The organism is Nocardiopsis sp. CNZ308 (assembly GCF_004217075.1).
Genome location: NZ_SHKJ01000001.1, coordinates 5712703 through 5732877, shown reverse-complemented (window position 1 = coordinate 5732877; position 20175 = coordinate 5712703). Strand labels below are relative to the sequence as shown.

Below are 20175 nucleotides of genomic sequence, written 5' to 3'. Positions count from 1 at the left end.
CATGACCACCGACCATCTGCCCGACGCCTCACGCGCCCCCCACCGGGGCCGACCGCGCGACGCGTCCCGGGACCGCGCGCTGATGGACGCCACCCTCGCCGAGCTCGAACTGCACGGGTACGGCGGCCTGACCACGGCCGCCGTCGCCCGGCGGGCCGGTGTCTCCACCGCCACCCTCTACCGGCGCTGGCGCTCCAAGGAGGACCTGGTCCTGGGAGCCGCCCGGGACTGGGCGGAGAACCTGGGGCCCGACCTCGACACCGGCGCGCTGCGCTCGGACCTGTCCCGGCTCCTGCACGACAAGGCCGCGGCCCTGGAGGGGTCCTCCGGGAGGCTGCTGCGCGCGGTGCTGGGCGAGGCCGCGCACAACCAGGCGCTCGCCGACGCGCTCTTCGGCGACTTCGTGGTGCCGCTCCAGGAGAGGGTGCTGGCGGTGGTGGAACGCGCCGTCGCGCGCGGGGAGATCCCGCCGGTGGAGGACCCGCTGGTGGTGGCGGAGATGGTGATCGGCCCGATGGTCAGCCACACGTTCCTGGTGCCGCCCGCGCCCGGCGCCTCCCCGGGCCACGACATCGCCGACCGGCTCCTGCCCTACCTGCTGCGCGCCCTGGGCCACCGGGAGGCGGAAGGCTGAGGCGGAGGTTCCGGAGGGACCCGTCCCTCCCACCTGACCGGAGAGGCCCCGAACACCCGCACCGGCTGAGGACGCGGACCCGTCCGGCTCCCGGGCGGCCTTCCCCGGGGCGCCGGGTTCCTGTCATCGCCCGGGGCCCCACCGCATCCCGGGCGATGACGGCGGCCCGGTGCGGGTTCCTTTGGATGAGTCTGGTTGCGATCGTTGGTTCGTCAGTACCCGGTCTGTCCGGGATTGGTTGTCACCGGAAAGCCCACCTATACGTCGTAGATTTATATTCTGTCCGCTCGGGCACAGCCCCGGCGGACGGGCCCGCCGGACCGGTTCGGCTCCCGCCGCGGTGGCGGACCCGCGATCGCCCGCGGAGCCGCGCGCCCGGGGAGGGTACGCGGCTCCGCCTCGCGCAACGGGTCAGCCCACCGTCGCCGGTTCCCAGGCGCGCTCGACCACGCGCACCAGGCCCCGGTCGGTGATCTTCACGCTCGGGGACACCGCCAGGGTCAGGGTGGACAGGCTCATGAAGGCGTTGCGGTTGTCCCAGCCCCACGCCGCCAGCTCCGCGCGCAGCTCCCGGGTGGCCCGGGCCACCTCGTCGGCGGGCCGCTCCGACATGACCCCGCCGATGGGCAGGGCGATCCCGGTGCCCGCGCCGCCCTCGCGGACCAGGCTCATGCCGCCGCCCCAGGACACCACCCGCGCGGCGGCCTCGCGCAGCGCCTCCTCGCCCGTGGCCACGACCGTGAGGTTGTGGCTGTCGTGGGCGTAGGTGGTGGCGAAGGCCCCCGCACCCAGTTCCTGCCCGGTGACCGGGGCGAACGCCACCCCGCCCGCCCCGGTGTGGCGCTCGAAGACCGCCACCACCGCGGTCCTGCCCTGCCAGTGCACCACTCCCCCGCGCACCGGCAGCACGACCTCGTCCGGCTCGGTGTAGGTGTCCACCGGGTTCACCCGCAGCGCCCGGAAGGCGTGGTCGCCGTCGGGCAGGTCCACCCGCCAGCGGGCCGCCCGCGCGTCGGGCGCGCCGATGCGCACCGTGCCGCCGAACGGGTGTTGCGGCGCGGGTCCGGGGCCGGTGAGCGGGGCGCCGTCGCGGCCCACGACCGCGCCGCCCGCGATCGCGACCACGGGGGTCAGCTCGGTGAGCGAGCGCAGCAGGACCAGGTCGGCGCGCTTGCCCGGGGTGACGGTCCCCCGGTCGTCGAGGCCGAGCCTGCGCGCGGGCTGGAGCGTGAGCGCCCGCAGCACCGCCAGCGGGGGCAGTCCGCGTTCGAGGGCCACCGCCCCCACCCGGTCCAGGTGGCCGGTGCTCACGATCGCGTCCACGACGATGTCGTCGGTGACCAGGCAGAAGTCGGGCAGGTGCGGCAGGTCCAGCAGGGCCCGCACGACCTCGGGGGTCAGGCACTTCTCCTGGAGCATCAGCAGCATGCCCAGGCGGGCCTTCTCCACCGCCACCTCGGCGGTGTTCTTGCAGTGGTCGGAGTCGATCCCGGCCCACAGGTACTCGCCCAGCTCGGCGCCGGACAGGTTGGGGCAGTGCCCGTCCAGGCGCACGCCCCGGCTGCGGGCCGCGGCGATGATGGCGCCCATCCTGGGGTCGCCGGAGACCACCGCGCGGTAGTCCATCACCTCGCCGAGGGTGGTGACCCCCTCCCAGTCCAGCATCTCGGCGACGTCGTCGGCGTCCAGGCGGGCCCCGGCCGTCTCGAACCCGTCGAGCGCGGGCACGCACGAGGGGACCGCCCAGCGCATGGTCTGCCCGGTGGCCTCGCCCTGCCCGATCATCCACGCCTGCCCCTCGCGCCCGGCGACGTTGACGATCTCGTGGGCGTCGGCGAGCACGGTCGTGGTGCCGCGCGCGAGCGTGACCCGGGCGAACTCGGCCGGGGCCAGCAGCGAGCTCTCGATGTGCATGTGCGCGTCCACGTACCCGGGCGCGACCACGAGCCCGTCGGCGTCGAGGGTCTCGCGGGCCTCGACCGGGGTGCCCGGCGGCAGCACCGCGCGGATCGCGTCGCCGACCACGGCGACGTCGGCCCGCCACACCTGGCCGGTGTGGACGGAGACGACGTCTCCGCCGCGGATGAGCAGGTCTGCGGTGAGCATCGGAGTCGGTTCCCCTTCCGGTGCGCGGTCGCGGTTCACGGCGTCCGCGCGCTGTCGTTCGGTTCTGCGGCGTAGCTGGCGATGCCCTCGGTGAGGCGGGCGGCGAACCCGTCGGCGTCCACGGTGCGGGCCACGCGCACGTGCCGTGCGCGGCCGGGGGTGCGCAGGTCGGCCACGAGGGCGCCTCGGGTGAGTTCTCCGGCGCACTCCACCGAGGCGGTGCCCTCCTCCCAGCCCAGCAGCCCGGGGTGGGCGACGGCGGCCACCGCCAGCGCGTCGTGCACCGGCACGGCGGCGACGCCGAAGCGGTCCCGGTAGCGCAGGGCGTAGTCGCGCAGCAGTGCTCCGGCGATCCCGGCGGTGCCGGGCAGCGCCGCAAGCTCCTCGGCCTCGCGCAGCGGGTACAGGGCGGCGCGGGTGACGTCCAGGCCCACGATCCGCACCGGCAGGCCCGACTCCAGGACGTACCGGGCGGCCTCGGGGTCGGCGTGGAAGTTGAACTCCGCGGCCGGGGTGATGTTGCCCTGGGCGAAGGCGGCGCCGCCCATGACGACGATCTCGCGCAGCGCCGGTCCGGCCTGCGGGTGGCGGGCGAGCAGGGCGGCCACGTTGGACAGCGGGCCGATCGCCACCAGGGTCAGCTCCCCCGGCGAGCGCAGGGCCTGCTCCGCCAGCCAGTCGACCGCGTGGCCGGGGCCGAACGCCCGGGGCGGCGAGGCGGGGACCAGCCCGCCCAGGCCGCCGACCCCGTGCATGGGCTCGTCGCGCAGGCGCGCGGTCCGCGCGATCGGCCCGGCCAGCCCCGACACCAGCGGCAGGTCGGCCGGGGCCGCGGCCAGGTCCAGCACGTGCGCGGCGTTGCGGTCCACGTCGGCGAGGGAGGCGTTCCCGGCCACCGTGGTCACCCCCCGCACCTCCAGCTCCGGGGAGGCCAGCGCGAGCAGCAGGGCCAGGGCGTCGTCGACGCCGGGGTCGCAGTCGATCACGACGGGCACGCTCACCGCGCCACCTCCTCGGTGAAGCGGTCCAGCCAGGTGGAGCGCTCCTGCGCGATGAGGGCCAGGTCGCCCTGGTGGTAGCCGCTGTCGGACGGGGAGGAGGCGGCCTGTCCCGACACCCGCTCCATGAGCGGGGTGGGGTCGGCATCCAGCGCCACGGGCTTGTCGTAGAGGGCCGCGGCCATCCCCTCCTGGATCTCGGGGCGCAGCAGGAAGTCGACGAAGGCCAGGGCCCCGGCCTCGTTGGGCGCCCCGTCGACCACCTGGACGGTGTTGGCGGTCATCACCCGGCCCTGTTCGGGCGCGGCGAAGCCGATCGGCTGCCCGGCCTCCACCGAGCCCATGGCGAAGTTGTCCAGGCCGGGCGCCATGGCGATCTCACCGCGTTCGAGCAGGCTGGTGAGCTCGGTGGAGCCGGTGTAGAACTGGAGCGCGTCCGAGCCGATCCGGCCCATCGCCTCGAAGCCGGCGTCGGGGTCGGAGGGGCCCGAGCCGAAGTGCTCGCCCGCGGCCAGGACGAACATCGGGCCGGCCGAGACCGAGATGTCGGGCAGCACGTACCCTCCCTCGGGCTCGGCCCACAGGTCGTCCCAGGAGTCGGGGGCCTCCTCGACCAGGTCGGTGCGGTAGAGCAGGCCCAGGAGCTGGAAGGTGTAGGCGGGTCCGTACCCGTCCGGGTCCACCGCCCAGGGCTGGATGGCGTCGAGGTTGGGGACGTCGGCGGGGTCGACGGGGGCGAACAGCCCCATGTCCTTGCCGATCTGGGCGTAGTAGTCGGAGATGAGCACGACGTCGGTGTCGGGCGTCTCGGCGTTGATCCTGAGCTTGGTGAGCCGCCCGGCGTTGTTGCCGGTGTCCAGGACCACCCGGATCCCGGTCTCGGCCTCGAAGGGGTCGGCCACCACCTCGGTGAACTCCTCGGTGGCGAAGGCGAAGGTGCTCACCACCAGCGTGTCGGGGTCGTCCTCGCGCACCGGTGCGCACGAGGCGCTCACCAGGGCCAGCGCCGCCGTCCCGGCGAGCGCGGCGAGCGTGCGGCGCGGTCGTGCGGTGCGGCTCATCCGGTCTCCTCGGCGAGTTCCACCAGGTGGCGGTGGGGCAGGGCGATACGCACGGGGTCGCCGGAGCGCAGGTCGTCGGCCGGGTGCAGGGAACGCAGGACCGCCCCGGGCCCCTCCACGCCGTCGATGCGGGCCTCGACCAGGCAGTTGCTGCCCTGGAAGGTGACCTCGCCGACGGTGCCGTCCAGGCCGGTCTCGCCCTCGCCCTCGCGGGTTCCGGCGGGCAGCAGGCGCACGTGCTCGGGCCGGATGGTGACGACTCCGTGCCCGGGCACCCGCGGGAAGTTGTCGTAGCCCAGGAACTCGGCGACGAAGCGGTTGGCGGGCGCAGGGAAGACCTCCCGGGGCGCGCCCTGCTGCTCCAGGCGCCCCTCGTTGAGGATGACCATGGTGTCGGACAGCTCCAGCGCCTCGTCCTGGTCGTGGGTGACCAGGACGGCGGTCAGCCCGGTCTCGCGCTGGACCCGCAGCAGTTCGCGGCGCATCTGCACGCGCAGCTGGGCGTCGAGGTTGGACAGCGGCTCGTCCAGCAGCAGCACCGAGGGGCGGATGGCCACGGCGCGGGCCAGGGCCACCCGCTGCTGCTGGCCGCCGGACAGCTCGGCGGGCTTGCGGTCGGCCAGGTGCGCCAGGCCCACCAGGTCCAGCGCCTCGCCCGCGCGTCTGGCCACCTCCTGGGCGGCGATCCTGCGGGTGCGCAGCCCGTAGCCGACGTTGTCGCGCAGGGTCATGTGCGGGAAGAGCGCGTAGGACTGGAAGACCATGCCGATGTTGCGCTTCTCCGGCGGGGTGCGGGTGGCGTCCTGGCCCTCCAGCAGGATCCTGCCGGAGGTGGGCTGGAGGAACCCGGCGATCATGCGCAGGGTGGTGGTCTTGCCGCAGCCGCTGGGGCCCAGCAGCGTGGTGAACCTGCCGCGCTGCACGGCCAGGTCCAGGTCGGCGACGGCGGCGGGGCCGTCCTTGCCCTTGCGTCCGCCGAAGCGGTGGGTGACGCGGTCGAGTTCGACGACGGGTGTCATGTGGTGTCCTTCTTCCCGGTTAGCGGCCGAAGACCTTCGTGAAACCGACCATGCGTTCGGTGGCGAAGGCGACCGCGACGCTGAGCACCAGGAGCAGCACGCTGACCGCCGCGACCACCGGGTCGAACGAGGACTGGACGTAGTTGAGCATCTCCACCGGCAGCGTCGCTACGCCCGGGCCGGTGAGCAGCAGGGACAGGGGAACGTTGTTCAGGGAGGTGATGAAGGCGAGGATCGTGGCGGACAGGATGCCCGGCGCCATGACCGGCAGGGTCACGGTGAAGAAGGCCCGCACCGGCCCGGCCCCCAGCCCCCGTGCGGCCTCCTCCAGGCGCGCGTCGGCCAGCGACAGCGAGGCGCCCACCACGCGGACGGTGTAGGGCAGCAGCAGGACGGTGTGCCCGACGATCAGCGCGCCCAGCGCGGTGACGCGCATGCCCACCATGAGCTGCTGGAACAGGGCCAGGCTCAGGACGAGTTCGGGGACCACGATCGGGGCGAAGAAGAGGTTCTCCATCACCCTGCGCCCGCGCGGGTCGCCCCGGTGCAGCGCCAGGGTCGCCGGAACGCCCAGGAGCAGGGCGATCGCGGTGGAGGCCAGCGCCACGGCGACGCTGGTGCCGAAGGAGTCGATGAAGGGCCCGTAGTCCAGGGCGGCGGCGAACCAGCGCAGGGACAGTCCCTCGGGCGGGAAGGCCAGGGTGCTCCCGGCGGTGAAGGCGACCCCGACCAGGATCACCACGGGGCCGAGCATGAGGACGAAGGCCGCCGCCGCGAGCAGCGACAGGAAGGGACGTCTCAGGATCATGAGGTGGTGCTCCCGATCTTGCCGAGCCGGCCGGACAGCGCGCTGACCGCCAGCACCAGCACCGTCATCACCAGGGCGACGGCGCTGGCGGAGGGCCAGTCGAGGCTGACGTTGACCCGGCTGTAGAGCAGGGTGGACAGGAGGCGTTCGCGCGGCCCGCCGAGCAGCTGGGGCGTGGTGAAGGCGGTGACGGCGCCCGCGAAGACCAGCGTGCAGCCCACGAGCACGCCGGGCAGGGCGAGCGGGAAGACCACGGTGCGAAAGGCCCGGCCGGGCGAGGCGCCCAGGCCGCGGGCGGCGTCCTCCAGGCGGTGGTCCTGCTGGGCGAGGCTGGAGTAGGAGGACAGGATCATCAGCGGCAGGAAGAGCTGGACCAGGCCGAGCACGATGGCGGTCTCGGTGTAGAGCAGCTGGACCCGGCCCATGCCCAGGGCCTCGCTGATGCCGCTGATGAGGCCGTTGCCGCCCAGGACCATGATCCAGCCGTAGGTGCGCACGACGGTGTTGAGCAGCAGCGGGAAGATCGCCAGGGCCAGGAGGCGTCCGGGCCAGCGGCCGGGGGCCCGGGAGATGAGGTAGGCCACCGGGAAGCCCATGAGCAGGCACAGCGCGGTGGTCACCACGGCGACGCGGACGGTGCGCGCGACCACGGGCAGCAGGTAGGGGTCGGTGAGCAGGCCGCCCGTCTCGCGCGCGACCGTGGCGGGGTCGCCGTCGGGCGGCCAGGCCAGGGTGGCCACGACCGGGTAGCAGAAGGCGAACAGGACCACGGCCAGCCCCGGGACCAGCAGGACCGTGACGGGTGGTCGTGGGAGGCGGCCGCGGCGCGGAGCGGCCGCGTCGGCGCCGACGGTGGGTGACGGGCGGGGCAATTCCACTCCCGGTCGCTGTCGAGGGGACGGTCTGGGTTCGGCACGGTGCCTGAGCTGCGCGGTGCCTTGTCTACGCGAGGATTCGCCTGCACGATGCCTGATCTGAACAGCACTTCATCTGCAAAAACATCTGCAAGCGCTTGCACAAGCGCTTGCACACCGTAGCCTGTGACGGGGACATGAGCCAACCCCCGGGTCGCGAGTGTGACAGGGGGCACCACCGGGCGTGAGGAGCTGCAATGGCGAGTCTGGACGACGTGGCCAGGGAGGCCGGTGTGTCGGCGTCCACCGTTTCGCGGGCCCTGTCGCGGCCGTCCATGGTCTCCGAGCCCACCCTGGTCAGGGTTCGCGCCGCCGCGGAGAGACTGGGTTTTCGGGCCAACCCGGCCGCGCGGGCGCTGACCACGGGCCGCAGCGGTTTCTTCGCCCTGCTCGTCCCCGACCTGGACAACCCCTTCTACTCCACCACCGCCACCGCCGCGCAGGAGCTGGCGGGCAGGAGCGGGCGCCGGGTGATCATCGCCGTCACCGGGGGCGACGCGGCCCGCGAGGCCGAGGTGCTCGGCGAGCTGGAGAGCCAGGTGGACGGTTTCGCCCTCCAGTCACCGGTGGGCTCGGCCGCCGACCTGAAGGAGGCGCACCGGCGCAAGCCGCTGGTGGTGATCAACCGCCGCGTGCCCGGACTGACCTCGTTCACCGTGGACACCCCCGGCGGCCTGGGCACCGTCTACGACCGTCTGGTGGAGCTGGGGCACCGCGACGTCGCCTACCTGGCGGGGCCGCCCAGTTCGTGGATGGACCGGCGCAGGCGCGAGGAGCTGGTGGAGCACGCCGCCCGGTCCCGGCTGCGGGTGCGGGTCTTCGGGCCCGTACGACCGGCCTTCGCCGAGGGGGCCGCGGCGGCGCGGGAGATCGTGGACTCGGGCTGCACGGCGATGCTGGTCTACAACAGCCTGTTGCTGCTGGGAGCCATGTTCGAGTTCGGCCGTATGGGGGTGCGGGTGCCCGAGGACATCAGTGTGGCCGCGGCCGACGACATCGCCCTGGCCGACCTGCCGGGGCCGCCGATCTCGGCGGTGCTGGCCCCGGCGGACGAGCTGGGCCGCGCGGCGGTCTCGGCGCTGATCGAACTGGTCGACGGGCCCGCGGGGGCCCGCCCCCGGGGGCGCAGGCTGCCCACCGAGGTGCGGATCACCGACTCCCTCGCGCCGCCGCGCCCGGCACGCGGCCCCCGCCCGTTCACCGGAGAAGCCGGGTGAGAGCGCGCCCCCGTACGGAATCCTGGGCGGGACGGAGCAGTGACCGACCAAAGCGCAGGAGACGACCGTGGACAGATCAGTTCTGGTGACCGGCGGGACCCGGGGCATCGGGCTCGGTATCGCCCGAGGGTTCGCCGAGGCCGGGGACCGGGTGGTGATCGTCGGCCGCGACGAGGCCAGGACGCGCGAGGCCGCCCGGGGCGTCCCGGGGGCGGAGTGGGTGGTCGGCGACGTGGCCAGGGCCGACGACTGCGAACGCGTCGTGGAGCAGGCCGTGCGGCGCACCGGCGGCCTGGACGTGGTCTGCGCCAACGCCGGGATCTTCCCCTCGTCCCCGCTGGTGTCGATGGACCCCGACGAACTCGACCGGGTCGTGGACACCAACATCAAGGGCACCGTGCTGACGGTGCGGGCCACGGTGGAGGCCCTGACCGCCTCCGGAAGGGGGCGGGTGGTGATCACCTCCTCCATCACCGGACCGCTGACCGGGTACGCGGGCTGGTCCCACTACGGCGCCACCAAGGCCGCCCAGCTGGGGTTCATGCGCAGCGCCGCCCTGGAGCTCGCGCCCCGGGGCATCACCGTCAACGCGGTGCTGCCGGGGAACGTGCGCACCGAGGGCCTGGAGGAGATGGGTCCGGACTACCTGGAGCGCATGCGCGCGGCGATCCCGCTGGGACGGATCGGCGAGGTCGAGGACATCGCCGCGGCCTGCCTGTTCCTGGCCGGTCCCGGCGCCTCCTTCATCACCGGGCAGACCATCGTGGTCGACGGGGGCCAGGTGCTGCCCGAGGACGGCCAGGCCTTCGCCGGTCCGGTGTGAGGGCGGTGGGGCCGGGTTGTGGCGGCCTGGACCTTGGGTGGGTGTGGAGGGGATGGAGGTTTTCGAGAGCCACCTTCTTTACGCTGTAGATTCGTAATATCGCCCCGGCGCGCGAGGTCGCGCACCGGGGCGTTCGCGCTCCCGCCCGCCCTCGGGGCCGGGCGGGCTCCTAGCGCCCGCGGGTCCCGTCGAGGAGGAAGGCGGTGCGGCGGTCGTAGTCCTCCCGCGGCGGGCGGGTCCCGTGCTTGAGGGCGAGCGCGGTGTCCACGACGAGCGCGTGGAGGTCGTCCGCCTCGAACTCGGGACGCAGCGCGCCGCAGGCCCGGCCCGCCGCGACCAGCTCTCCGTTGATCTCCCCCGCGGCCCGGCAGATCTCCAGGAGCCGCCGCGAGTGCGGATACGCCTGCAACAGGAGGTCGACCGCAGCGGGCTGGCGGTACAGGAGGTCGCGCATCGCGGTGACGTAGTGGGCGATCCGCTCCCCGGCGTCGTCCAGGGCCCGGGTGCGGTCGATGGCGGCGTACAGCTCGGCCGCGACCACCTCCTCGACGACGGCCTCGATGAGGCCGACCCTGCCGCCGAACCGGTTGAAGATCGTGGCCTTGCTCACCCCGGCCGCCCGGGCGACCTCCTCCAGCGGCACGGTCAGGCCCCGCCCCCGGAAGGCGTCGATCGCGGCCCTGCGGATCTGCTCGGCGTTGCGTTTGGCGTCCGCCCGCAGGCGGGGCCCCGAAGACGCCGCACCGGTCATGGCCGCCCACCGTCCCCCACCGCCGACACAACAACTTGACTCATGTGGTCAGTTTACCTAGTGTCATCGGCGCGAGCCAAGTTGACCGTCCTGGTCAACTTAAGCTCGGGCGGCCGACCACCGGACCCGTGCCGCTTCCGCCCGGGCCCGGGACCGCCGTACGCGCGTCCCACCGGGGCCTCGGGACCCCGTCACCGCCGCGACCCGCCCACCTGGCCGGGCACGGACACACGTGGAAAGGACCACGAGCATGATCGTCGTCACCGGCGCCACCGGCGCACTCAACGGAGCCACCGTCGAACACCTCCTCAGGCGCGTCCCGGCCGACCGGATCGGCGTCAGCGCGCGCGACGTCGCCAGGGCGCGGCACCTCGCCGACCGCGGGGTGCGTGTGCGACAGGGCTCCTACGACGACCCGGCCGCGCTGCGCGACTCCTTCGAGGGCGCCGACCAGGTGCTCCTGGTCTCCTCCAGCGACGCGGAGGCCGACGTGGTCGGCCAGCACCGCGTCGCGATCGAGGCGGCCGTCACGGCCGGCGCCCGGCGGATCCTCTACACCAGCCAGCACGGCGCCGCCGCCGACAGCCCCTACCTCCCGGCGCGCCTGCACGCCGCCACCGAGGCGGTCCTCGCCGGGTCGGGAACCGCCTGGACCGCGCTGCGCTACGGGTTCTTCGGCAGCCTCGACCACCTGCTCGGCCCGTGGCAGCGGACCGGGGTGATCGCCAAACCGGCAGACGGCCCCCTCCCCTGGGCCGACCGCGCCGACCTGGCCGAGGCCACGGCGGTCATCCTCACCGGTGAGCGCTCCTTCGACGGACCCGTCACCCTCACACCGCCCGAGTCCGTCACCCTCGGCGACTTCGCCCGGATCGCCTCCGAACTCACCGGCCACGACATCGAACGCGTCGTCGTGGACGACGAGCGCTGGAGCGCCGAGCAGGTCGCGAGCGGCGTGCCGGAACACGTGGTCGGGCTGACGCTCATGATGTCGCGGGCCGCCCGCGACGGGTACTTCGCGGGACACCACCCGCTGCTGACCGAGCTGCTCGGCCGCGAGCCCCGCAGCGCCGCCGAACAGCTCGCGGACCACATCGCGGCCTCGGGGGCCTCCTCACCGACCGCCTGACCACCGCCCGGCAAGGCGTCAATCGCCTCCCCCGTCGCCTCCGTCACCGCCGTCACCTCCACCGCCGCCCCCTCCCCCGGACTCGCCGCCGCCTTTCGGCGATTCCAGCCAGGCGTTGAGGGAGATCAGCGCCACTGCGGTCCCCACCACGAACAGGACGAGGGGGGTGAACGCGGAGTCGTCGCCGTCCATCACCCGCCTCAGGAGCCCCATTCCGACGAAGGCCACGAGGAACATGCCTGCCACGAGGCCCACAAGCAGTGCGAGCACGCCTTTGCCGTCCACCGGCGCCTCCGGGGGTGCGGGGGTCATCACGGTACGCCGCCTCGGGACCGCCGCGAAGGGGTGTGGCCCCATCCGGCCACGGGCGCGGCGAAGTCGGCTCCTTCCAGGGAAGAGGGCCCGCCGCCGGTGGGCCGCATGACACCGGGTGACGTGCTCCTCACCGACACCTCGGGTATCCCTGTGATCCATGAGCGACAGCAGAAGGATCACCTGGGAGGGCTTCTTCAACACCCGCGACCTCGGCGGCCTGCCGAGCCGGGACGGACGCGGCGTCCGCCGGGGCGCCTTCATCCGCTCCGCCGACCCGCGCTTCGTCACCGACAGGGGCTGGCGGGCCGCCTACGAGGCGGGTGTGCGCACCGTCGTGGACCTGCGCAACCCCGACGAGATCCGTCCGGCTCCGGGTGAGGGCCTGACCAGCCGGGGCGGGTCCGCCGCCTTCCCCGCGGAGGCGGCCCCGACTCCCCTCCCGGCGGGGATGACGCGTCTGGAGGTGGCCCTGGACCATGTCGAGGACATCGGGTTCTGGCAGGAGGTCAACCGCCGACGGTTGAACGGGAGCCCGCTCTACTACCGCCCCTTCCTCGACCGCAAGGCCGAACGCTGCGCCGCGGTGGTCACCGCCCTGGCCCGGTCCGGGCCCGGCGGCGTCCTGTTCCACTGCGGAGCCGGACGCGACCGCACCGGACTGGTCGCCCTGCTGCTGCTCGCCCTGGCCGACGTCGGAGCCGAGGCGATCGCCGACGACTACGAGCTGTCCACGACCGAGCTCGTCCCGCTCTTCGCCGCGATGGGGCAACCGGACCAGGGCCCCGTGATCGAGGCCGTGCTGTCCGAGCGCGGCCTGACCCTGCGCGACACCGTCCTGGACGCCCTGCGCGGCCTGGACGCGCACGCCTACCTGCTGGCGGCGGGGGTCGCGGAGGAGGGCCTGGCCGCCCTCCGGAAACGGCTCCTGGACTGACCACCGTCTTCGCACGGCACCCCGCCGGTCGGCCGACCGGCGGGGCGGGCGGACCTCCCCCGCCCGGTCGGTGGCCGGGTCGCCGTCCTAGGGGGACGCTCGACCGCGCAGCCGCGCGTTGAGCCGTGCCGCCTGCCGCGTGAGGTGGTCGCGTTCGGGCAGGTTGGGCGCCGACCGGGCGGCCTCGGCGTAGAGCCGCGCCGCGGTGGCCGGGTCGCCGTCGCGCTCGTGCAGGTACGCGGCGGCGGCACTGTGACGGGGCACGGAGGGGTCCAACTCCGCCAGGGCGGCCAGACCCGCCCGCGGGCCGTCGGCCTCACCGACCGCGACGGCCCGGTTGAGGCGGACCACGGGGCTGTCGGTGAGGCGCACCAGTTCGTCGTACCACTCGACGATCTGCGTCCAGTCGGTCTCCTCGGCCGTCCGGGCGTCGGCGTGGAGGGCGGCGATCGCGGCCTGGGCCTGGAACTCGCCCAGGCGGTCGCGGGCCAGGGCCGCCTGGAGCACGCCGACGCCCTCGGCGATCATGCGGGTGTCCCACAGGTCCCGGTCCTGCTCGGCGAGGGGCACGAGTCCGCCGTCGGGACCGGTCCGCGCCGGGCGCCGGGCGTGGTGCAGCAGCATGAGCGCGAGCAGTCCCGCGACCTCCTCGTGGTCGATCGCGGCCGCCAGCTGGCGGGTGAGCCGGATCGCCTCGGCGGCGAGGTCGACGTCTCCGGAGTAGCCCTCGTTGAAGACCAGGTAGAGCACGCGCAGCACCGTGGCCACGTCGCCGGGCTGGTCGAACCGGACGCCCGCGACGGTCCGCTTGGCCCTGCTGATGCGCTGGGCCATGGTCGCCTCCGGCACGAGGTAGGCGCGCGCGATCTGGCGCGTGGTCAGGCCGCCGACCGCGCGCAGTGTGAGCGCGACGGCCGAGGCCGGTGTCAGGGACGGGTGTGCGCACAGGAAGTACAGCTGGAGGGTGTCGTCCACCGCCCCGCCCGGGCCGGGCGCGGGTTCGGCCTCGACGCGTACCTCCCGGTGCCGTCGGGAGGTGTCGGCGCGGGCTGCGTCGAGAAACTTGCGCCAGGCCACCGTGACCAGCCAGCCCCGGGGATCGTGCGGCGGGTGGTCCGGCCACACGCGCACGGCCTCGACCAGGGCTTCCTGTACGGCGTCCTCGGCCGCGGCGAAGTCCGCTCCGCGGCGGCCGAGGATGGCGATCACGGTGGGGGTGAGGGTCCGCAACAGGGCCTCATCCATGTCGGGTCACTCCGTGATGGTCGGGGGCGCGGTCAGGAACGGGCGCACCTCCAGCCACTCGTGGATCGGCTTCCCGCCCGCCCCGGGCGCGGCCGACAGTTCTCCGGCCAGTTCGACGGCCCGCTCGTAGGTCTCGACGTCGATCACCATCCAGCCGGCGATCAGGTCCTTGGTCTCGGCGAACGGGCCGTCGGTGACCGGCGGCCGTCCCTCGCCGTCGTAGCGGACGAACGCGCCCTCCGGGGAGAGCGCCTGGCCGTCGACGAACTCGCCGGTGCCCTCCAGCCGGTCGGCGAAGTCCTGCATGTAGCGCACGTGGGCCGAGACCTCCTCCGGCGTCCACTGGTCCATGGGCACGTCGTTGACCGCTGCCGGTGCGCCGCGGTAGTGCTTGAGCAGCAGGTACTTGGCCATGATGTCCTCCGTGGGTCGCTCTCGTGGCCCCTGGGGGCCGGGTGCGGTGCGGCCCGTCGTGGGCCGTGTTCACTCCGGGGACGGAGCCGCGCGCGGGTTCTCGACATCCCGCGGCGACTTTTTCCGACGGATTTCGCGGTGTCCGCTTCCTCCACTGTGCCGCAGGAGCGCGGACCGGCGCGGGAAGCCGCTTCGCGTCGCGTGCGTCCGACGACGTGGACCTCGCCTTCGGAAGGGATCGGCCGCGTCGGTCGGACGGGGCGCTCCAACTGCGGGGGCCTTCCGCACCCGCCCCTCCCCCGCGCAGACAGCAGACGCAGAAACGCTCTAAGTCGGGGCGTCAGAACGAACACCCGAAACCGGCCCTGACCTGCCCTGTCAGCGCCATCCACCCTGTTCGCACGCTTAGCCGAACACCCTGGCGAACACCCGACGAACACCCTGAACACGGCGAACAGCCGTCCTCCTCCCGGCTGACACGGTCCTTCCAGGGCAGTGCGCCATGGCCGTCAGCGCCGCGTCGGCCATGCTGTCAGCCCCGGCCAGGAGTGCTTCGGAAGTTCCGCCGCCTCGGAAGCGACCGTTCGGCCGGGCAGACCGCGGACGGGGTCACCACCCGGGGGACGGTCCACGACGGCGGGAGGGCACGGACGGCGGGGACGAGAGGCGGTCGGCGGTCCGCGACGGCGGGGAGGGAGCGGGCTGCGGCCTCACGCCAGGACCGCGACCGACCCCCGCTCCACCAGGCGCACGGGCAGCCGCACGGCGGTGCCGGGGCCCTCCACGAGCAGGTCCATGATCCGCTCCCCCAACGCCTCGCGCTCCACGGCGATCGTGGTCAGGCCGGGGTCCAGCAGGGCCGAGGTGGGCAGGTCGTCGTGGCCCACCACGCTGACGTCGCGCCCCACGCGCAGGCCCAGGGAGCGGGCGGCGTCGTAGACGGCGGCGCTCAGGTGGTCGGAGTTGACGACCAGGGCGCGGTGCCCGGGGAGCGCCATCATCCGCGCGGACCTGCGGGCCACCGCCTCGTAGTCCAGGGGCCCGCGTGCCACCGAACCGGCCACCCCGTGCTCGGCGCAGTGGCGCTGGAAGGCCTCCTCACGCCCCCAGTCGGCGGCCAGGTGCTCGGGGGCCATCAGCAGCGTGGCCTCGCGGTGGCCCCGCTCCGCCAGGTGCGCCACGGCCCGGGCGACGGCCTCCTCGTCGTCGGGGCCGACCGTGGACAGGCGGCTGGCGGTGCCCTCCCGATCCGGCTCCGGTGTGCAGTTGAAGGCCACCACCGGGACGTGGGAGTGGCGGTCCATCCACTCCAGGAGGCGGTCGCGCCGCCCGATGGGCGCGATGGCGATCCCCGCGACCGCCTCGGCGGCGAGCCTGCGCAGCGCGGCGCTCTCCCGCTCCTGGTCGTAGTCCGAGCTCATGATCAGCAGGAGCGCCCCCTCGCGGTGCGCGACGGTCTCCATGCCGCGCAGCACGTCCAGGAAGAAGGGGTTGCGCATGTTGCGGATCACCACGCCGTAGGCGGAGCGCCGACCGGTGCGCAGCGCCCGGGCCCGGCCGTCGGCCTGGTAGTCCAGTTCCGCGGCGACCCGGCGGACCCGCTCGGCGGTCGCGGCGGCCACGCGGCCGGTGCCGTTGAGGGCGAAGCTGGCCTGGGCGACCGAGACGCCCGCCGCGGCCGCGACGTCCCGCAGGGTCGCGCGCTTGGTCGGTTCGGGCATGGCTCTCCTCGGGGGACTGTGACCGTGGACTCGAAAGTACCGTGCGCCCGCTCCGGCCGGGCACCGGCGGGTCGAGGGCGCGGGACGCTGTTCCACCGGTGTTCGGCCCACGGTCACCGTTTGCGAAACAACAGGTCACCGCACTGATTAATCGTTTAATCACGCACTTCCGCACAGCGGTGTCCGGCGGGCACCGCGCCGACCCCGACCCCGGAGTCCCCATGACCCTCACCCACGGACGCGGCGTCCTGAGCGCCGCCGCGATCACCTCCGTCCTCGCCCTGACCGCCTGCGGCAACGCCGACCTGCCCCCGGCCGCGGCCACCGGCGACGGCGGCACCGTCATCACCTACAACTCGCCCGCCGAGTGGGGCAACTACGGCGAGGTCCTGGCCGCCTTCACCGAGCAGACCGGCATCCAGGCCCCCAACGACCCGAAGAACTCCGGGCAGGCCCTGGCCGCGCTCCAGGCCGAGAAGGGCGCGCCCGTCGCCGACGTCGCCTACACCGGCATCGCCTTCGCCGGACAGCTCGTGGAAGCCGGGGTCCTGCAGTCCTACGTGCCCGAGGGCGCGGAGGAGGTCCCCGAGGACCTGCGCGACCCCGACGGGCACTGGACCGCCGTCCACACCGGCACCATCGCCTTCATCGTCAACGAGGACCACCTGGACGGCGCACCCGTGCCGAGCAGCTGGGAGGACCTCCTCGACCCCGCCTACGAGGGCAAGGTCGGCTACCTCGACCCCACCCAGGCGGCCGTGGGCTACTCCGCCGCGACGGCGGTCAACCACGCGCTCGGCGGCGACCTGTCCGACTGGCGGCCGGGCCTGGACTACCTGGCCGAGCTGAAGGAGAACGGCGCCTCCACCTCCGCCCAGACCGCCACCGCCAAGGTCGCCCAGGGCGAGATCCCCATCCTCATCGACACCGACTTCAACGGCTACAAGCTCCGCGACGAGGGTGCCAACGTCAGCGTCGTCATCCCTGAGGAGGGCTCGCTGCAGATCCCCTACATCGTCGGTCTGGTCGAGGGCGCCCCCAACGCCGACAACGGCAGGGAGCTGCTGGACTTCTACTTCTCCGAGCAGGGGCAGGGCCTCTTCGCGGACGGCTACATGCGCCCGGTGGTCGGCCAGATGCCCGAGGAGCTCGCCGACCAGGTCCTGCCCGAGTCCGACTACGAGCGCGCGATCACCATCGACTACCTCGAACAGGGCGAGCGGCAGCAGGAGTTCATCGACCTGTACCAGAGCGAGGTCGGCTTCTAGTGTCCCCCGGTACCGCGCGCGTGCGCCGCGGCACACCGCCCCCGTGGTCCGCGGCGCTCCCGGCGCTCGCCCTCGTCTGCCTGTTCAGCGCCTACCCGGTCGTGGTGCTGGTGGCCAACTCCCTGGGTCTGGGGCAGGCCCCGGCCGACGGGGGCCCCACCCTGGAGCACTACGCCGACGCCCTGGCCTCGGCGGCCGTGCGCGAGTCCCTGGCCGCGTCGGCGCTGGTCGCCGGGGTGGCGGTCCTGGCCACGCTCGTGATCGCCGTCCCCGTCGTCCTGCACCAGGCGCGGCAGGACCGCGCCGGGGGCGGCGGGGCCGCCACCGACGCCCTGCTCACCCTGCCGATCGCCCTGCCCGGCATCATCATCGGGTTCTTCGCGATCGTGCTCAACGGCAGGACCGGGCTGCTCGCGCCGCTGTGGGAGGGCTTCGCGGGGCTGGCCTACACCCTGCCCGGCCTGCTCGTGGCCTACGTCTACTTCTCGCTGCCCCGGGTCCTGGGGCCGCTGCGCGCCGCCGCGGCGGGGCTGGCTCCCTCGCTCAACGAGAGCGCCCGCACCCTGGGCGCCTCCAGGGCGCGGGTGCTGTTCACGGTCACCCTGCCCCTGCTGCTGCCCGCGCTCATCGAGACCGGGGGCACCGCGGCGGCGATCGCCCTGGGCGGGTACGGCACGGTCGCCACGCTCTCGGAGGGGATCCGCCTGCTCCCGCTCAACGTCGCCAACGAACTGACCACCGGCTACCGCCTGGCCGCCTCCTCCACCCTGGCGGTGCTGCTGGCGGCCATGGCCGTCGCCGCGCTGGTCCTCGGCCGCGGCCTGGGCCGCCTGGTCGGACGGGCGGTGGCCTCGTGAACCGCGTCGTCACCTGGGCCGTCTGCGCCTTCGTCCTCGTCCCGATCCTGGCGACCCTGGTGGTCGCCACCAGCGTCGACTTCTCCCAGGGGCCCTGGGGCGGCGGGTTCACGCTGGACTGGTTCGCGTACGCCTGGCCCCCGCTGTCCCCCGTCATCGGCCGCAGCCTGGCCGTGGCGGCGCTGGTGGTGGCGCTCAACCTCGCTCTGGGCGGTCCGCTGGCCTGGTGGGTGGCCCGCCACCCCTCGCCGCTGACCCGGCTGACGGGATACCTGGTCAACGTGCCCCTGGCCGTGCCGGGCATCGCGTTGAGCGTCGCCCTGGTGAGCGCCTACGCGGCGCTGCGCCCCAGCGGGCTGCTGCTGGTCATGGGCCACGTGGTGTTCACGCTGCCCTTCACCCTGGCCGCCCTCGTACCCGCCCTGGCCGACGACGACCTGCGCCTCAACGAGCAGGTCGCCCGCAGTCTGGGGGCCGGACCGGCCAGGGTGCTGGCCACGGTCACCGTCCCCAGCTGCCTCATCGCCCTCACCCAGGCGATGACGATGGTCTTCGCCCTGTCCTTCGGCGAGTTCAACATCTCCTTCTTCGTCAACCCGCCCGCCACGCCCACCGTGCCGTTCGCCCTGTTCGACTCCTACTCCACCCAGAGGCTCGAACCCGCGTCCGCGCAGTCGATCATCTTCATCGCCTTCGTCGCCCCGGTGCTGACGGCCATCGTGCTGGCCCGGCGGCACGCCCTGAGGAGCACTCCGTGACCGATCTCCGTGAATCCGGGACCCGCGCGTCCGACCCCGCCGCTCCCACGCCCGACGACGCCGCCCGCGCGTCCGGCCTCACCGTGTCCGACCTGACCATCCGCTACGGCGACACCGAGGCCGTCCGGGGGGTGTCGATGGAGGTGCTGCCCGACGAGACCGTGGCCGTCGTGGGCCCCTCCGGCTGCGGCAAGAGCAGCACCCTGCGCGCGGTGGCGGGGCTCACCCCGGTCGCCGGAGGAGGCATCGGCCTCGGCGGACGCGACATCACGCACCTGGACCCGGCCCGCCGGGGCGTGGGCCTGGTCCCGCAGAACTACGCGGTGTTCCCGCACCTGAGCGTGGCGGGCAACATCGCCTACGGTCTGCGCGCCCGGCGGATGCCGGCCGACCGCAGGCGCCGCCGGGTCGCCGAGATGCTGGAGCTGACCCAGCTCACCGAACTCGCGGGGCGGCGGCCCGACCAGCTCTCCGGCGGCCAGCGCCAGCGCGTGGCCCTGGCCCGGGCCCTGGCCGTCGAACCGGACGTCCTGCTCCTGGACGAACCCCTGGCGGCGCTGGACCCGCAGTTGCGGGGCGGCCTGCGCAGGGAGCTGTCCGCCATGCTCTCCTCCTCGGGGTGCGCCACGCTGATCGTCACGCACGACCAGCGCGAGGCCCTGTCCCTGGGGTCGCGGATCGCCCTGATGCGCGAGGGCTCCCTGGTGCAGTTCGGAACGCCCCGGGAACTCTGGGAGGACCCCGCCGACGCCTTCGTCGCGGACTTCCTGGCCAACGCGGTCCTGCTGGACGCCGAACCCTCCCAGGGCGAGGCCGCGGTGCTCGGCGGCCGGTGGAGGATCCCCGCGGCCGACCTGCGGACCGGGCCGACCCGGCACGGCCGCACCCGCCTGCTCCTGCGCGACGACAGCCTCACCGTCACCGACCGCGACGACGCCCGCGCCGTGACCGCGCGGGTCACGCACGCCGAGTTCGTCGGCGACGCCGTCCGCCTCACGGTCGACGCGCACAGCCACGTGTTCGGCGTGCGGGTCCCGCCCGACGCCCGGATCGGCGGTTCCGTGTCGCTGGCGGTCGTTCCCGGCCGCGCCGCCCTGCTCGTCCCCGCCACCTGAGACCAAACGCTCCGGTCGCCGTCCCCTGAGAGGCCAGCGCCCCGGTCCCGGTCCCTGAGGGCACCGCTTCGGCACCGCCCGCTGAGGC

At 74.0% G+C, this 20175-nt stretch carries 20 protein-coding genes; 9 read left to right on the top strand and 11 right to left on the bottom strand.

What is annotated here, in order from left to right; translation table 11 throughout:
• Nucleotide 1: 1 nt before the first annotated feature.
• Nucleotides 2-634 (top strand): TetR/AcrR family transcriptional regulator, encoded by a 633-nt coding sequence (locus EV372_RS24575; protein WP_130397969.1) that lies wholly within the window; start codon nt 2-4, stop codon nt 632-634.
• 411 nt (nt 635-1045) lie between these two features.
• On the opposite strand, the gene EV372_RS24570 is transcribed toward EV372_RS24575, so the two are convergent.
• Genes EV372_RS24570 through EV372_RS24545 form a run of 6 tightly spaced genes read right to left on the bottom strand, consistent with a single transcriptional unit; the run spans nt 1046 to nt 7504 of the window.
• Nucleotides 1046-2740 carry an adenine deaminase C-terminal domain-containing protein gene (locus EV372_RS24570; protein ID WP_130397968.1) on the bottom strand — a complete coding sequence of 565 codons (1695 nt, stop codon included), beginning with the start codon at nt 2738-2740 and terminating at the stop codon, nt 1046-1048.
• A 35-nt stretch (nt 2741-2775) separates the two neighbouring features.
• The gene (locus EV372_RS24565) at nt 2776-3741 is read right to left on the bottom strand and encodes a nucleoside hydrolase (RefSeq protein ID WP_130397967.1); all 966 of its coding nucleotides are present in this window, start codon (nt 3739-3741) and stop codon (nt 2776-2778) included.
• Complete coding sequence (locus EV372_RS24560; RefSeq protein ID WP_130397966.1) at nt 3738-4799, bottom strand: ABC transporter substrate-binding protein; 1062 nt, start codon at nt 4797-4799, stop codon at nt 3738-3740. The genes EV372_RS24565 and EV372_RS24560 overlap by 4 nt, the downstream gene beginning before the upstream one ends.
• Nucleotides 4796-5818, bottom strand: coding sequence for an ABC transporter ATP-binding protein (locus EV372_RS24555; protein ID WP_130397965.1), 1023 nt, complete (start codon nt 5816-5818; stop codon nt 4796-4798). The genes EV372_RS24560 and EV372_RS24555 overlap by 4 nt, the downstream gene beginning before the upstream one ends.
• Nucleotides 5819-5837: 19 nt before the next feature.
• The gene (locus EV372_RS24550; RefSeq protein ID WP_130397964.1) at nt 5838-6626 is read right to left on the bottom strand and encodes an ABC transporter permease; all 789 of its coding nucleotides are present in this window, start codon (nt 6624-6626) and stop codon (nt 5838-5840) included.
• On the bottom strand, nt 6623-7504 hold the full coding sequence (locus tag EV372_RS24545; protein WP_232051660.1) for an ABC transporter permease: 882 nt from the start codon (nt 7502-7504) through the stop codon (nt 6623-6625). Before EV372_RS24545 ends, EV372_RS24550 begins: the two co-directional genes overlap by 4 nt.
• 233 nt (nt 7505-7737) lie before the next feature.
• Between EV372_RS24545 and EV372_RS24540 the strand changes: the two genes are divergently transcribed.
• Together EV372_RS24540 and fabG are read left to right on the top strand one after the other, a co-directional pair.
• Nucleotides 7738-8757 carry a LacI family DNA-binding transcriptional regulator gene (locus EV372_RS24540; RefSeq protein WP_130397963.1) on the top strand — a complete coding sequence of 340 codons (1020 nt, stop codon included), beginning with the start codon at nt 7738-7740 and terminating at the stop codon, nt 8755-8757.
• Nucleotides 8758-8824: 67 nt separating this feature from the next.
• The gene (gene fabG / locus EV372_RS24535) at nt 8825-9580 is read left to right on the top strand and encodes a 3-oxoacyl-ACP reductase FabG (RefSeq protein ID WP_130397962.1); all 756 of its coding nucleotides are present in this window, start codon (nt 8825-8827) and stop codon (nt 9578-9580) included.
• Nucleotides 9581-9749: 169 nt separating this feature from the next.
• Here the strand turns inward: fabG and EV372_RS24530 are convergent, their stop codons facing one another.
• Entirely contained in the window at nt 9750-10331 is a 582-nt protein-coding gene (locus EV372_RS24530) for a TetR/AcrR family transcriptional regulator (protein WP_130397961.1), read from the bottom strand.
• 250 nt (nt 10332-10581) lie between these two features.
• On the opposite strand from EV372_RS24530, the gene EV372_RS24525 reads away from it, so the two are divergent.
• The gene (locus tag EV372_RS24525; RefSeq protein ID WP_130397960.1) at nt 10582-11460 is read left to right on the top strand and encodes an NmrA family NAD(P)-binding protein; all 879 of its coding nucleotides are present in this window, start codon (nt 10582-10584) and stop codon (nt 11458-11460) included.
• An 18-nt stretch (nt 11461-11478) separates the two neighbouring features.
• On the opposite strand, the gene EV372_RS24520 is transcribed toward EV372_RS24525, so the two are convergent.
• Nucleotides 11479-11730 carry a hypothetical protein gene (locus EV372_RS24520; RefSeq protein ID WP_130397959.1) on the bottom strand — a complete coding sequence of 84 codons (252 nt, stop codon included), beginning with the start codon at nt 11728-11730 and terminating at the stop codon, nt 11479-11481.
• 202 nt (nt 11731-11932) lie between these two features.
• Between EV372_RS24520 and EV372_RS24515 the strand changes: the two genes are divergently transcribed.
• The gene (locus EV372_RS24515; protein WP_130397958.1) at nt 11933-12709 is read left to right on the top strand and encodes a tyrosine-protein phosphatase; all 777 of its coding nucleotides are present in this window, start codon (nt 11933-11935) and stop codon (nt 12707-12709) included.
• An 87-nt stretch (nt 12710-12796) separates the two neighbouring features.
• Here the strand turns inward: EV372_RS24515 and EV372_RS24510 are convergent, their stop codons facing one another.
• The 3 genes from EV372_RS24510 to EV372_RS24500 form a co-directional block, all read right to left on the bottom strand.
• Nucleotides 12797-13954 carry a DUF6596 domain-containing protein gene (locus EV372_RS24510; RefSeq protein WP_130397957.1) on the bottom strand — a complete coding sequence of 386 codons (1158 nt, stop codon included), beginning with the start codon at nt 13952-13954 and terminating at the stop codon, nt 12797-12799.
• Between the two features lie 6 nt (nt 13955-13960).
• The gene (locus tag EV372_RS24505) at nt 13961-14368 is read right to left on the bottom strand and encodes a YciI family protein (protein WP_130397956.1); all 408 of its coding nucleotides are present in this window, start codon (nt 14366-14368) and stop codon (nt 13961-13963) included.
• Between the two features lie 710 nt (nt 14369-15078).
• A complete protein-coding gene (locus EV372_RS24500) occupies nt 15079-16089 on the bottom strand; it encodes a LacI family DNA-binding transcriptional regulator (protein ID WP_130397955.1) in 1011 nt (336 codons plus the stop codon).
• A 221-nt stretch (nt 16090-16310) separates the two neighbouring features.
• On the opposite strand from EV372_RS24500, the gene EV372_RS24495 reads away from it, so the two are divergent.
• The 4 genes from EV372_RS24495 to EV372_RS24480 are packed head-to-tail and all read left to right on the top strand — an operon-like array spanning nt 16311 to nt 20087.
• Nucleotides 16311-17357 carry an ABC transporter substrate-binding protein gene (locus EV372_RS24495; protein ID WP_130397954.1) on the top strand — a complete coding sequence of 349 codons (1047 nt, stop codon included), beginning with the start codon at nt 16311-16313 and terminating at the stop codon, nt 17355-17357.
• Nucleotides 17357-18214 carry an ABC transporter permease subunit gene (locus EV372_RS24490; protein ID WP_130397953.1) on the top strand — a complete coding sequence of 286 codons (858 nt, stop codon included), beginning with the start codon at nt 17357-17359 and terminating at the stop codon, nt 18212-18214. The genes EV372_RS24495 and EV372_RS24490 overlap by 1 nt, the downstream gene beginning before the upstream one ends.
• Entirely contained in the window at nt 18211-18972 is a 762-nt protein-coding gene (locus EV372_RS24485; protein WP_130397952.1) for an ABC transporter permease subunit, read from the top strand. The genes EV372_RS24490 and EV372_RS24485 overlap by 4 nt, the downstream gene beginning before the upstream one ends.
• Nucleotides 18969-20087 carry an ABC transporter ATP-binding protein gene (locus EV372_RS24480; RefSeq protein WP_130397951.1) on the top strand — a complete coding sequence of 373 codons (1119 nt, stop codon included), beginning with the start codon at nt 18969-18971 and terminating at the stop codon, nt 20085-20087. Before EV372_RS24485 ends, EV372_RS24480 begins: the two co-directional genes overlap by 4 nt.
• The last annotated feature ends 88 nt before the right edge of the window (nt 20088-20175 follow it).